Origin of the sequence: Fibrobacter sp. UWCM, from assembly GCF_900129735.1 — a bacterium.
GTDB lineage: Bacteria > Fibrobacterota > Fibrobacteria > Fibrobacterales > Fibrobacteraceae > Fibrobacter.
In genome coordinates this window covers 152375-166293 of the sequence record NZ_FQWR01000003.1, presented here as the reverse complement: position 1 = coordinate 166293, position 13919 = coordinate 152375, and the positions used below count along the sequence as shown (strand labels likewise).

Sequence of the window (13919 nt, the reverse complement as noted above, 5' to 3'; positions counted from 1 at the left end):
AAAATGCGATAATAAAGTAAGTTTTTGGTAATAAAATAGAGCCTGTCAAGGCGTTACGTTTTTTCCCTTATTCCACTTTGGAATAAAACAGGCTGTCTTATTTCGTTTTTTGAACATATATTTGGGCTTATGGAACAGGCTAGAGCCAAGATACTTGTAGTTGACGATACCAAGACTAACATTGAGGTCCTGGAAGGCGTTTTATCTGTACATTACGATGTTTTTGTTGCGAAAAACGGGCGCAAGGCAATCGAAATTGCCGAAAAAGTACACCCGGACCTTATTTTGCTCGACGTGATGATGCCCGAAATGAACGGTTACGAGACCATGAGGGTAATGCGCGCGCACGAGGACCTGAAGAACATTCCCGTATTTTTCTTGACGGCAAAGTCGGATAGCGAAAGCGAACAAATTGGGCTTGACCTGGGTGCTGTCGACTATATTGGCAAACCGTTTAGCCCGCATCTGGTGCTCTTGCGCGTCAAGAACCAGCTCGAATACAAGCGGCAGCGCGACCACCTGCACGACCTTGTGGAAGAACGTACCGCAGACCTGCGTAAGACCCTCAAGGTAATGCTGACGAGCCTCGGTTCGCTTGCGGAATTCCGCGACCCCGAAACGGGCGAACACATCAAGCGCACGCAGATTATTGTGCAGAGGCTTGCAGAAGTCCTGATGAACAACCCGAAGTACGCGCAGGCTATTCCGAACAGCCAGTACGTGGATTTCTATGCGACGGCGGCCCCCCTGCACGATATCGGCAAGGTGGGTATCGAGGACGAAATCCTGCGCAAGCCCGCAAGGCTTAACGAGCAGGAACGCGAAATTATGCGCAAGCACCCGAAGATGGGTTACGACGTGCTCATGGATGCCACCAAGGAATTGCACGACAACCCGATGGTGAAGATTGCGGCTGATATCGCGTTTGCACACCACGAACGCTGGGACGGTCTCGGTTACCCGAACAAGCTCAAGGGCGAAGAAATACCCGTGGGAGCGCGCCTCATGGCGGTAGCCGACGTGTACGATGCCCTCGTGTCGAAGCGCTCATATAAGGACCCTTACCCGCACAAGGTTGCCGTCGATGAAATTGTACGCGAAAAGGGGACGCAGTTCGACCCGGGAGTGGTCGATGCCTTCCTTTCTATCGCCGACGAATTACCCAAGCTTTACGAACAGTTTAAGGAAACCGCTGATTGACAAGGAACCTGGCAAATACAAAGCGCCGTAAGCTCAGCTGGCGTATTTCTTTTGTCTACACGATACCGCTCGTAGTCGCGACGGTAATGCTTGTCTTTGCGTTCCTTTTCTATCTCGAGAATACGCTCATTTCTACTGCGTACAGCAGTTCCGAAATGATGCTCCGCAAAACGGTCGAATCCTGTGAAGGCATTTTGAACAAGCGCCAGACGGATTTTACCAAGTTCCTTTCCAACGTAGGTACAATTACCAAGCAGAATGCCAAGAACGTGCTCACCAAGAGAGTCCTGAAGAACGATGACATGGTGGATATGTTCTTCGGGTCTTCTGACGGCGAATACATCAGTGCCCGCGGTTTTGCTCTCGACAAGGGCGTTTCGGAATTCCGTACCAAGGACTGGTACCTGGAGGCATCCCGCAATAAGGGGATTGCAATTACGGGGCCTACCATCCGCAAATCCCAGAACAAGGAAGTCCTCACGATTTCGCAGGCCGTCCGCGACAAGAACAACAACGTGAAGGGGGTCGTTGCCGAGGATATCAATATTCAGCTTGTCGAGAAGGCCCTGAGCGATGGGGTGGACAAGACTGAAGGCGGCATCATCATGGTGCTCGACAACAGCAACAACATTCTGGCACACTATCCGGAACAGTCCAATCTGGGCAAGATTGACCTCGACAGCGTAAGGACCCTGCTTGACATGGTTTCGAGCGAGTTCGACGTGGATTCCCTCCTGATGTACGGGAACGGGAATGTGCTTCATTTTGACAAGACAAATAACCACCGCCAGAGTTTCGTGTTCATGGTTTCGGCCATGAAGAAGAACCCGTACTACGTGGTCCGTATTCTGCACCAGAATACCGTCGTGGCGAAGTTCAGCGAACGGTTCAAGGGAATCAAACTCGCGCTTATTATTGCAGTTATCATTCTGATGTCGCTTGCGGGGCTATTGGCACGAATCCTCTTCAAGCGGTTTATCGAAAAGGACCTTAAGGATAGCGTGAGCTCGAGTACCCTTTTTGATACGTTGCTTTCGAGCCCGAACATGACGCTTATCCTCACGAACGAAACCTTCGACATTCTGCAGGCGAGCAGCAACGTGGTGGAGTTCTTCACCGGCGGAATGGAAGACATCAAGGGCGAAGTCCTCTGGAAATACATATCTTCGGAGCAGTTCAAGAAATTTGCGCATCACGTTGCCCTGGGCGGTGAACTTCACCCGAGCGAACGCAAGACGGTCGTGATGGTCAAGAACTCGAAGGGGGAGGAATACTGGTGGAGCATCTTCTTCCAGTTCCTTTCCGAAGACGACGGCAGTATCCGCTACCTGTTCATGATTGATGATGCCACGAGTGGCATCCAGAAGGATACCATCCTCGATACCATCATGCTTTCGGCGGACCGTTCGCTCCTCATGATTTTTGACCGTACGCTCCATATTAAGTACATGTCGAAACAGCTGGGCGACATTTTCCAGAAGGATTGGCGCGAACTTCTCGGGCTCTCGCTTACCGAACTTTCGACTTGCGGCATTCCCGACAACGTGATGAAGGAACTGGTGAAGGCGTTCCGCGAACGAGAAACCTGGAAGGATTCCTTCATGATGCCTTCGAACGAAGGGCGTGGCGAAATCTGGTTCCGTGGCGAGGCGGTAACGCTCAAGGCCGAAGAGGCCGTTGTGGGCTACATGTTCTCCATGACGGATATTTCCGAGATTATCGAGGCCCGCGAGATTGCGGAACAGGCAACCCAGGCGAAGAGCGAGTTCCTCGCCAACATGAGCCACGAAATCCGTACCCCGATGAACGCGATTATCGGCATGGCGCACCTCATTGCCGAAACCGACCTTTCCGAACGCCAGCGCGGGTTCGTGGAACGTATCAGCCATGCGGCAAAGTCCCTGCTCGGCATCATCAACAATATTCTCGACTTCTCGAAGATCGAGGCGAAGAAGCAGGAACTCGAGGTTACGCAGTTCGTGCTGCAGGACGTTATCAGCGAGGTGGCCGCCCTTGCCGAAGTGCGCATTGCAGGCCGCCCGATAGAACTGATTGTCGATGTCGACCCGGATATCCCGGAAATCCTCATGGGCGACCCGCTCAGGCTTTCGCAGATTTTCACGAACCTCGTGAATAATGCTACAAAGTTCACCGAGAAGGGCGATATCACCCTCAAGGTGGAACTCGAGAATATCACCGAAAAGAATGTGCGCCTTGCCTTCAGCGTGAAGGACACGGGTATCGGCATGACGCCCGAACAGCTTGGCAGGCTATTCAACGCGTTCACGCAGGCAGATGGCTCGACCACACGCAAGTACGGTGGTACCGGCCTCGGGCTCGTTATTTCCAAGTCGCTCGTGGAACTCATGGGCGGCAAGATGCAGGTGGAAAGTACGTCCGGAGTGGGCTCGCGATTCTTCTTCAGCATATCGCTCCCGATTGCCCCGAATGCGGGCGAACCCAAGTGGAAATCCGTCCATTCCTTCGACGGAAAGAACGTGCTGCTCGTAGATGACTGCGCGAACATGCGTGCGGTACTCCGGCATATCCTTACCAAGCTCCACTGCGTCGTGGAAGAGGCATGCTCTGCCGCAGAGGCGTTCGATTTAATCCAGGCACACGAAGAAGCGGGTGAGGCCCCGTACGACTACTTCCTTGTGGATTACAAGATGGGGCTCGAAACCGGGTTTGATTTTGCGAAGGGCATTCCCGAAAAGATGCAGATTATCCCGAAGATTCTCATGCATCCGCTTCACTTTGAGGAAAGCGAGCACGAAATGGCGCTCATGCTGGGCTACAACAGCTGCCTGCCCAAGCCCCCGCAGATAAGTTCCGTGCTTACTGCTCTCCAGGAATCCATCGGGCTCAAGCTCACTTACCAGCAGGTGGCAAAGAAGGAAAAACGCAAGGTTTACTTCAAGCCCGCAAAGATTCTCCTGGTCGAAGACAACCTCATGAACCAGGAACTTGCCGTATCGCTCCTCAATAGCGTGGGCCTTACCACGATGATTGCGAACAATGGTAAGGAGGCTCTGGAACTGCTCAAGCCGGATTCGTTCGACCTCGTGCTCATGGACCTGCAGATGCCTGTGATGGATGGCCTTACCGCCACGAAGGAAATCCGCGCGAAGGAAGAGGAATATTTCAAGAAGGTCCCGATTCTTGCGATGAGCGCGCGCGCCTTCCAGAAGGACAAGGAAGAATGCTACGATGCCGGCATGAATTCGTATATCGTAAAGCCTATCGACCCTTCGCTCTTGTACGAGGATTTGGCCAAGTATCTGCCGATTGCTGCTGAGGGTTCCGGAGCGCCTGCAAAGACCGTCATTGCTGAGAACAACCAGTTGAGCGAAGATGAATCGAATTTTGTCGCGCGCTTCTCGAAGGTTCGTAACTTCGATGCGGCGGCTGGCCTGTACCACGCGAACAGCAACAAGAATATCTACATGAGAATCCTGCACGGGTTTGTGCGTGACTACAGCGGCAACAACTTTGAACTTCGCAAGCTCATCGAAACGGCAAAGTTCGAGGAAGCGACCCGCATTACGCATACCATCAAGGGGCTCTGCGGTACAATCGGTTCTAGCTATGTGCAGTCGCTCGGCGCCAAGGTGGAGGCGACGCTCTCGCAAAAGCAGCAGAATTTCGAGGAATACAATGTATTCGAGGCGGCGTTGCACGACCTCATCGAAGACCTGAATGTGGTGCTGAACGACCTCGATATGGATCAGGCGCAGCAACCCGTGCAGAAGAAGGAAGACCCGCAGGCGTTAGAGAAACTCAAGAATGCGATTGCAGGCCTCAAGGGCGCTCTCGACTCCTGCACTTCGACGCAGTGCAAGAGAATCCTCGATACGCTGGAAGGCATCGCCTTTGCGAAGGATGTGGATGCTCTACTGCAGAAGATTGTGAACCAGGTCGATGACTATGAATTCAGCGAGGCGGCTGAAACGCTTGCCGAACTTGAAAAAACAGTAGGGTAGATTCTAAAAAATCATTGCCGCGATAAACGCGAGTGCCACGATAACGGCGGCCGCTATGGCGAGCGGGTTCGCCTTTTTCTTTTTTGCGTAGGGGCTGTTCGGGTCGTCGCCGAACTCGTTTTCCAAAATCTCATCATAATCCGGCGTTTCGAGGTCGGTAAACTCCGCGCCTTCTTTCCAGCCGGTATCGGCGTCGCTCCCGCAATGCGGGCAGAACGTGGCGCCGTCTTTCAATTCAGAGTGGCAGTGAGGGCAGAGCATGATGGTGTGAAGTGTGGAGTGTGAGGTGTGTAATGGGGGATGATATTGTCATGCCCGCGGCTTGTAGTGAGCATGTCGAACTAAGGCGGGCATCTTCGTTTATTTCGTGAATTTATAACGGCCGAGCAGATCGAAATAGCGGGCCCTGGGGGAGATTTTAACGGGTTTGAGAGTCTTGCGGATGGAGGTTGTATTTTGTTTTACATTTATAAAATAGGTTTCAGTATAATTATCCCCTTTAGATTGTATTATAGAGAATCCATTTTCGACGGGCTTGTATAAAAAAGTAGATAGAAGATTATTTTCTTCATCGTATAGTTCACATTTATAATTATCATCTAGATCCGCAACATAGAATCTTTCTTCTGTTCTTGAAGAATCAGTATTATAGTTTACAGTTCTTGAATCAATAAGAGAATCGTTTCTGAAAAACATTTCCAATAGTTCTGAATAAGAAGAATTTTTTAGTTCTTCACTTAAATAATTTGGAGCAATCCTAATTAATTGAGTATATTCAAATTTTCCCTTATAATACGTTTTAATATCATACAATAAGGTATCTTGTTTTTTTTCTTCAGATACGATGTATTCATACCCTTCGTTCTTCAATACGGTCTCGTTGGTATCATTGTAAAAAATCCAAAAGGCGGGTGCATGATTTTCATTCTTGAAATCCGCACGGACTTTTTCAATAATTCCATTGTTGTATATATATTTTTTCCCTTTCCAGGAGCTGCTGTCATCGTTTATATAAACTGAATCAACACGAACGAAGCTTTCACGATTGAACATCATCGGCGATTGGTTCTGATAGACGGCTTCCGTACACGTATTTGCCGAAGCTGCATCATTCAAGGCAAAAATGGTGGCAGGAATCAAACAGAAAAAATTGCTGGCACGGAATGGAAACATGGAAACTCCTTAATTTGCTTTAAATATATCTTTTTCAAATGAAAATCTAGCAGGAAAGACAACAAAAAACCGCGCGGTTTAACCCGTGCGGCTTCTAAGCTTTTTGCATTAGCCCTTTGCTTCGGCCCTTCGGCAAGCTCAGGGACCTTGCAAATTACAGCTTGTCGTTGGAACCAAGAACGTCAACGATCTTGTGCATGTACATCTTCTTCATGTTTTCACGAGCCGGCTTGAGGTACTGGCGCGGGTCGAAGTGTTCCGGATGTTCGTCGAAATACTTACGGATAGCGGCAGTCATAGCGAGACGGCTGTCAGAGTCGATGTTGATCTTGCAGACAGCAGAGCGAGAAGCTTCGCGGAGCTGTTCTTCCGGAATACCGACTGCATCCGGGAGCTTGCCACCGTGGGCGTTGATGGTGTCCACTTCGTCCTGCGGCACGGAAGAAGAACCGTGGAGAACGATCGGGAAGCCCGGGAGCTTCTTTTCGATGGCGTGGAGCACGTCGAATGCCAGGGGAGGCGGAACGAGCTTGCCAGTCTTCGGGTCGCGAGTGCACTGTTCCGGCTTGAACTTGTAAGCACCGTGGCTGGTACCGATGGAAATAGCGAGGGAGTCGCAGCCCGTACGGGTAGCGAAGTCGATCACTTCTTCCGGCTTCGTGTAGTGAGAAACTTCAGAAGCAACTTCGTCTTCGACACCGGCGAGAACACCGAGTTCAGCTTCGACGGTAACGTCGTGCTGGTGAGCGTATTCAACAACCTTCTTGGTGAGGGCGATGTTTTCTTCGTACGGAAGAGCAGAACCGTCGATCATCACGGAAGAGAAACCGTTGTCGATGCAGTCCTTGCAGAGTTCGAAAGAGTCACCGTGGTCGAGGTGGAGCACGATCTGCGGATTGGCGCAGCCGAGTTCCTTGGCGTATTCAACAGCACCCTGAGCCATGTAGCGGAGGATGGTGCCGTTGGCGTAGTTGCGGGCACCCTTAGAGACCTGCATGATCACCGGAGACTTGGTTTCAACGGCGGCCTGCACGATGGCCTGCATCTGTTCCATGGTGTTGAAGTTGAAAGCCGGGATGGCGTAGCCACCCTTAACAGCCTTTGCAAACATTTCCCTGGTGTTCACCAGGCCGAGTTCCTTGTAAGAAACTGCCATTTGTTTTACCTCTTGATTCTTTGGCGACTTGCATCGCCGGTTAAAAGTTACGGGCTAAAGATAGCATTTTCACCCTGTTTTGTCCACCAATTTCGTCGCCGTTCTGCGCATGCCCGTCCGATTTTTCGGTTTTTACTTGCGGGACGAGCGGCAGGAATGTATATTAAAAGAGGTGTCTGGTTTTAAGGAGTATCTATGCTTTTCGAGAGAAGCCTGCTAGCGGTGTTGGCCATTGGCCTTATGGCTGTGTTTTCGCATGCCGAGGTCACCTACACGCTCCACAAGTCCGCAAACCCGACTGCCGACGAGCAGGACGCCTACAAGCGCATTACGGCCGTGATGGATTCGGCGGTCAAGCTCTACAACACCTACTCGAACCTTTCGAAGTTCATCAACGTTTACTACGCGCCGGGCGTGCCCACAGCCGAGGCGAGCAGCAACGGCGACCTCCGGTTTGGCGAAAACCGCAGCTACATGGTGGTGCCCACGGCCATGCATGAGATGGCGCATACGCTTGGAGTCGGGACCACATCGGAATATGCGGCAACTTGCGTGGACGGTGTGTTCAGGGACGACAAGGTGCAGGCGAAACTCCGTGAAATGGACGGCCCGAACGCGGAACTCCATTGCGACCGTCAGCATATATGGCCGTATGGCCTGAACCAGGCGAGCGAGGCCAAGTCCGAAAAGGACCTGATAAACCACGTGATTCTCGTGGAGACCATTTACCAGCAGCTGTTCAAGGTGGCGTTCTACAAGGAGGGGAGGATCAAGTCCCTCGGCGAAACAAAGAAATGCATGGGAATTACATCTAGCAATGCGCTCGAACTCATGGATTGTAGCGATACGGCGACCTTCGTGAAGATTTTCTCGGTGGGTGATAACCCCGTTACCTACTACATCCAGCTCGGGAACCGCGTCGTGGATATCCCGAACGAGTCTACGGCTGCAGGCATTGTCGCCTCGACCTACGGCTACAACGGCGGGGCTCACCAGCGTTATACCTTCGACGATGCCGGAATCAATACGCCGAATGCCTTCTTGCTCAAGAACTACAAGAGCGGGCTCTATCTGCAGGCGGTGGGCACGCAGGTACAGCAGAACCGCAAGGTGGAACGCGACGAATCCTTCATCTGGAAACTCGAGGAAGCGGGCACGATGCCCGATACGTCTTCTGCTGGCGATACGAGCGTCGTTGCTCCCGACACCTCCGACACGAGCAAGACTGATACGTCGATAACGAGGATTGTCCGTATCCGTGACATTCAGCTGCAGGCTGCGCCGACCAGGACGTTCGACCTGAAGGGGAGGAGTGTCCGCGGGCAACCGCTCGGCCGCAACCGCAATACGCATAAGGTTCTTTTCCAGAAGTAGACTCGCATCCGCGAAACACGTAGTTTTTTTCCAGAAGTAAAACGTCACACCGCAGTCGCGTAGCGACAAGAGTGTCCACTGGCACCTTCGGTGCTTACCCTCATACAAAAAAACGGCTCGAGTGGAGCCGTTTTCTAAAAGTTTGTCGCGAGTTGATTACACGCCGAAGGCTGCATCTGCGGCAGCGGCATTTTCAGCGATGTTTTCCGGTGCGGCGGCTTCGGCCTGTGCAGCTTCCTGAGCGGCGGCAACGGCTTCTTCAGTCACGTCGTTGTTCTTCTTTTCCGTCATGGAGAGCTTGCCTTCCTTGAACTTGTACATGGCAATCGTGGTCGGCTTCTTGTTCAGGTGGATGTAACCCTGGCTGGCCTGGTTGTTCACGAAACGTGCTTCCTGGGCCATCATCACGACAGCGCGGAACACAGAACCTTCGCATTCCTTGCTTGCGTAGATATCGTCAAGATAGACTCTCTGATCGGACATCGGGGTACCTCCGAAAAATTTTAGAAGAGGGAGAGGGATTCGAACCCTCGTTACCGTAAAGTAAACACGCTTTCCAAGCGTGCGCCTTCAACCACTCGGCCATCCCTCCAGGATGTGAGGCCAAATATAGATTGATTTTAGGCTCTTGTCAACCGATTTTGGCCATTTTTTGCAAAAATTTGCGAAAAAAAAGATATTTCTTTCGTCTTTCGTCTAAAGTCTCACCTTTGGTGGGGCGTTCTTTCGTCTAGTTCAGTTCATCCCAGACGACTTGCATGAGCGGTTCAAGCGTCTTGGGGGAGAAGTCGAACTTGATATTTGCGGCCTCGAAGAGTTCCTTTACGGGGCGGCTGCTACCGAGACTTTCGGCCCGGAACAGGTCGTCGATGGCCTTTTTCGGGTCCTTCTTGAAGTTCGCCCATACCTGCAGGGCGCCGATCTGGGCAATTCCGTACTCGATGTAGTAGAACGGGCACTCGAATATGTGGAGCTGTTTCTGCCAGAGGTTGCGGCGCACGGCTTCGAGCCCGGTGTAGTCCACGCCCGCATCGTAACGGTCCATGATTTCGGTCCATATATCGCTGCGGTCGCTCGCCGTATGTTCGGGGAAGTTGTAGAGCCTGTGCTGGAAACTGTCGACGCTCGCGACCCACGGGAACAGCCATATAACGTCTTCGAGTTCGCCGATGGTACTGCGTTCGATTGCCTCGCGGTCATTGCCGTAGAAGGGCTTGAGGTTCGACATGCCGATGAGTTCCATGCTCATGCTCGCCACTTCGGCAAATTCTGCGGGTACGTCGCGGTACGGGAAAATCGGCTGGTCCGCAAGCGCGAACTGGTGGAACGAGTGCCCTGATTCGTGCAGCAGCGTGTAGATATCGCGGTCCGTGCAGGCAGAATTCATGAAGATGAAGGGGAGGCGGCTCTCGTCAAAACCGATCTGGTAGCCACCCGGGGCCTTGCCGAGCCTGGAATCCGGGTCGATGAGTTTTTTCGCCTGCATCTCGCGGGCCCACTTGCCTGCCTGCGGGTGGATGCTCTCGAAAATCTGGTCTACCTTCTCGATGAGTTCGTCGCCGGTGCTGTACGGCTTGAGCGGGGCGCGGTCCAGTGGGTCTACGTTCAAGTCCCACGGGCGCAGGCGTTCAAGGCCCATCTTCTGCGCGCGCTTCTTGTATATCTCCTTCTGGAGGGGGAGGACCAGTTTCTCGATGCTCTCGTGGAAGGCCTCGCAGTCGGCAGGGGAGTAGTCAAAACGGTGCTTTGCGAGGAAAATATAGTCGATGAAGTCCTTGCAATGTGCGTTTTTTGCCACCTGCTTGCGGATTGCAAACAGGTTGTCGAACGACTTGTCGAGTGCGTCCTTGTCCTGGAGGCGGCGTTCCCACATCGTGCGCCAGGCACGTTCACGCAGCTCGCGGTCCGTGCGTTCCATGTAGGCGGCCATCTGCTGCATTGTCTTGGTTTCGCCGTCAAATTCGACGCTCATGCCGCCGGTAATCTTCTGGTACGCCTGGATTTCCTTGTTCTCTTCGGTTTCGAGCGCGATATTGTCGGGGGAGAACAGGTCCAGAGAAACCTGCACGCCCTTGAACCACTCGCCAAATTCGCCCTGGAGCGCATCCTTTGCCGGGTGGGCGACGAGCTTCTTGTTCAGCTTGTCGTCGTACTCGTTCATGATGGGCTGGATGTTCTCGACAAAGTCCGTGTAGGCCTTGGCGGCTTTCTCGTCGGCGGTATTGCAGGTCATCGCCACGTAGCGGCGGCAGCTCACTTCGCCGAGCACCGATTCAAGTTCGCTCCAGTCCAGAATCCACTGGCGGAGTTTCGCGGAATCTACTGGAATCTCGCGCTGCAGCAGGTGCCTGTAAAGTTTGGAAACCTCGTGGGTGTCATCGACGTTCAAGTTTTCGGGAACATACGTGCGGTTCATTTTTCCTCCGGTTAAAGCCCGCCGACCCAGTCTTTCAATATACTGTTCAGGATGGTCTGCCTTACGTTGTCTTCAATGGCGACCATTTCTTCGTGCGAAATCGTGCGGGAATCGTTGAAGTCAAAAGGCACGGATTCGCCTTTCGGGCCGAGCGCCACAACAAGCTTGCCTGTGGCCTTGACTTCCTTGATTTCTTTGAATTTGAAAATTCTCTTGTCCAGCGGGAGGCGCGTGGAAAGCCGTACCTTGTTCTCGCCGGGGATAAGCGTGACGGAATCCTTCAGTTCGAGCGGCAGGTCCATGAGCGTGTCGAGCGATACGTGTGCGGTAAAGTCACGCAGCCAGAGTGTATCGACGTCGGAATTTTTCACGTCGAGGACGACGCCCAGGTATGCGTACCCGAGATCGATGTTGACGATGCCTTTCGCGAGGTTCTGCACGAACGCGACGACATTCGGGTTCGGCAGGATTCCTCCGACAATCGCTCCGCCGAGCTGATCGACAATGTCGGGACGGATTTCCACCGAGTCGAGCGTAATCTGCCGGAAATCCACCTTCATGTTGCGCATGATGCTCGCCGCGTCGAGTTTGCGCGTCACGGCGCAGCCGTCCATCAGGGCGACGGCGATGAGCAAAAGGCAGGCGATTGTGGCGATTTTCTTCATTTTTCAACAATATAACAAAAAGGACATATACTTATCGTGTGACAGGCTCGGAATGTACAGCGATTGGCGTTTTTAGTTAAATATCCTGCATTTTGGCATTATGTTGTTGCCGATAATGCGGATTATGTAAACTAAACAAACGCAAATGAGAGAGGTATGGCACGATGCTTACGTTTCAAAATAAAACCTGCCGCCGCGGGAAATTGCCCCGTATTACCATAAAATGGCGCATATTCCTTGCAAAAACGGCGAAACTCCCCTGCTTCACCTTTGGCATGGAATTTGCTATCTTTGCATTCGAAAAGTGCTTTTTGCGCAGAAAATGTAAAACAGATGTCCCGCGGGCAATATTCCGGCGGGCAATTAAACAGGAACGTATTGAAATGGCAGAAGATTTGAATCAGCAGGAACCGACCGCAGAAGAAAAGGCAAAATTCGAGAATGACGTGCTCAAGGCCGCCGAAGACGCAATGAAGATGGATGGTTCGACAGGCTCACCAACCGAGAACAAGGCCGACGCACAGGCCGAAGAAAAGGTCGCTGAGCCTTCCGACGCCCCCGCTGAAAATGCTGCAGACGCAGCAGAACAGCCTGCGGAACCCGCTGCCGAACAGCCTGCCGAAGACCCGACTGCCGCGCTCAAGGCAGCCCTTGCCGATGCCAACGACCGCAACTTGCGCCTAATTGCCGAATTCGACAACTACCGCCGCCGTACCGCCAAGGAACAGCTCGAACTCATCGAGACCGCGAACGGCAAGCTCCTCGAAAAACTCTCCGAAGTGCAGGACAACTTCGAGCGCGCCTTCGCGAGCGAAAACAAGGCCCAGGATTTGGAAGCCTTCGAAAAAGGCATGCAGATGATTTACAACCAGTTCGCAAAAATCTTGACCGACGCGGGCCTCGAGCAAATCGACCCGACAGGCGCGGAATTCGACCCGAACATGCACGAAGCCCTGATGCAGCAGCCCAGCGAGACCGTGCCCGAAGGCCACGTGGTCACCGTGTTCCAGAAGGGTTACAAGCTCAAGAACAAGATCCTCAAAACCGCGAAGGTGATCGTCTCTTCCGGGAAATAAGCCCGCGCCGCCATCCGGAGCCGCGCGACACTCCCCCGCGCGACTCCCCTATTGAATCCCCGACCTCTCGTAACGATGGCCGGGGTTTTTATTATATTTAAATGGAAGCCCCATAAAAAAGAGGAAATCATGGCCAAACTGAAGGAATATTACGGCAAGACGCTGCTTGAAATAGATTTTTTTGTTTTGTTAGCAAGATACTTTGTTGTAGCAGTATCAATAGTTATTGTCGCCTGTTCGGACAATTCTTCCAAACCTACCGCACCAACAGTCCATACAGTTCCCTCATACTATTGTAGTTTGAATGGAGTCACCTATAATTCGGAAGCTAATTATCGATCTTTTTGCGTTGCACAACCTAATCCCCAAAGCAATACTTCCATCAGTTACAGTAGTCAAAATATTTCATCTAGTAGTACATCCCCAAATACAAGTAGTAGCATACCGACAACACCAAAAGAAACGACACAAAGATTGTCTTGTCAGGGCATTTATTTTGTTTGTTCAACTGTTTATGCAATCTCAGCTAAACAAGCATGTGAATCTCTTGAACAAAATTTGGTTGTGAATGGCATGAATTTGTCCGGTCTAGGAAAAAAGCAAGCTATACAAACTATGGTTCAATATAATTGCAAGTGCGTATCAGATAAGGAATTAAAAGATTATATGACTTCTGTGGGTTGTTTGTAACCTAAGTTATCCTTTGATAACATTTAAGCCGGGGGTTTTAGGGGGTGGAACCACCTAGGCGAGGGGGTGCTGGAAGACGGCTTGGACGCGCAGAAAAGATCCCCGCCTTCGCGGGGATGACGAGAATTGGCGCGGGGATGACGAGAATTGGCGCGGACAAGGCGGCTGCAAGCAGGGGGATGTTTC

General features: G+C 52.0%; 11 protein-coding genes and 1 tRNA gene. 5 read left to right on the top strand and 7 right to left on the bottom strand.

The window, feature by feature from the left end; genetic code table 11:
• Positions 1 to 129: 129 nt before the first annotated feature.
• Complete coding sequence (locus BUB22_RS03360) at positions 130 to 1200, top strand: HD domain-containing phosphohydrolase (RefSeq protein WP_073113924.1); 1071 nt, start codon at positions 130 to 132, stop codon at positions 1198 to 1200.
• Complete coding sequence (locus BUB22_RS03355) at positions 1197 to 5183, top strand: response regulator (RefSeq protein ID WP_073113923.1); 3987 nt, start codon at positions 1197 to 1199, stop codon at positions 5181 to 5183. The genes BUB22_RS03360 and BUB22_RS03355 overlap by 4 nt, the downstream gene beginning before the upstream one ends.
• A 3-nt stretch (positions 5184 to 5186) precedes the next feature.
• On the opposite strand, the gene BUB22_RS03350 is transcribed toward BUB22_RS03355, so the two are convergent.
• From BUB22_RS03350 to BUB22_RS03340, 3 genes are all read right to left on the bottom strand, one after another.
• Positions 5187 to 5444: a zinc ribbon domain-containing protein gene (locus BUB22_RS03350; protein WP_073113922.1), complete on the bottom strand. Its 258-nt coding sequence runs from the start codon at positions 5442 to 5444 to the stop codon at positions 5187 to 5189.
• A 99-nt stretch (positions 5445 to 5543) separates the two neighbouring features.
• Complete coding sequence (locus BUB22_RS03345; RefSeq protein ID WP_073113921.1) at positions 5544 to 6356, bottom strand: hypothetical protein; 813 nt, start codon at positions 6354 to 6356, stop codon at positions 5544 to 5546.
• A gap of 154 nt (positions 6357 to 6510) precedes the next feature.
• Positions 6511 to 7512 carry a class II fructose-bisphosphate aldolase gene (locus tag BUB22_RS03340; protein WP_072810508.1) on the bottom strand — a complete coding sequence of 334 codons (1002 nt, stop codon included), beginning with the start codon at positions 7510 to 7512 and terminating at the stop codon, positions 6511 to 6513.
• A gap of 195 nt (positions 7513 to 7707) precedes the next feature.
• On the opposite strand from BUB22_RS03340, the gene BUB22_RS03335 reads away from it, so the two are divergent.
• On the top strand, positions 7708 to 8886 hold the full coding sequence (locus BUB22_RS03335; protein ID WP_175547224.1) for an RICIN domain-containing protein: 1179 nt from the start codon (positions 7708 to 7710) through the stop codon (positions 8884 to 8886).
• 156 nt (positions 8887 to 9042) lie between these two features.
• Here BUB22_RS03335 and BUB22_RS03330 read toward each other — a convergent pair whose 3' ends face one another.
• The 4 genes from BUB22_RS03330 to BUB22_RS03315 all read right to left on the bottom strand — a co-directional run bounded on the left by BUB22_RS03330 (position 9043) and on the right by BUB22_RS03315 (position 11967).
• Entirely contained in the window at positions 9043 to 9369 is a 327-nt protein-coding gene (locus BUB22_RS03330; RefSeq protein ID WP_072810504.1) for a hypothetical protein, read from the bottom strand.
• A 24-nt stretch (positions 9370 to 9393) separates the two neighbouring features.
• Positions 9394 to 9478: transfer RNA gene (locus tag BUB22_RS03325), tRNA-Ser, on the bottom strand.
• A gap of 138 nt (positions 9479 to 9616) precedes the next feature.
• Positions 9617 to 11302 carry a M3 family oligoendopeptidase gene (locus tag BUB22_RS03320; protein ID WP_073113920.1) on the bottom strand — a complete coding sequence of 562 codons (1686 nt, stop codon included), beginning with the start codon at positions 11300 to 11302 and terminating at the stop codon, positions 9617 to 9619.
• Between the two features lie 11 nt (positions 11303 to 11313).
• Positions 11314 to 11967 (bottom strand): hypothetical protein, encoded by a 654-nt coding sequence (locus tag BUB22_RS03315; RefSeq protein ID WP_073113919.1) that lies wholly within the window; start codon positions 11965 to 11967, stop codon positions 11314 to 11316.
• A gap of 383 nt (positions 11968 to 12350) precedes the next feature.
• On the opposite strand from BUB22_RS03315, the gene grpE reads away from it, so the two are divergent.
• Both grpE and BUB22_RS16245 read left to right on the top strand, forming a co-directional pair.
• Positions 12351 to 13043, top strand: coding sequence for a nucleotide exchange factor GrpE (grpE, locus tag BUB22_RS03310; protein ID WP_073113918.1), 693 nt, complete (start codon positions 12351 to 12353; stop codon positions 13041 to 13043).
• Between the two features lie 129 nt (positions 13044 to 13172).
• Positions 13173 to 13733, top strand: coding sequence for a hypothetical protein (locus BUB22_RS16245; protein ID WP_139258689.1), 561 nt, complete (start codon positions 13173 to 13175; stop codon positions 13731 to 13733).
• The last annotated feature ends 186 nt before the right edge of the window (positions 13734 to 13919 follow it).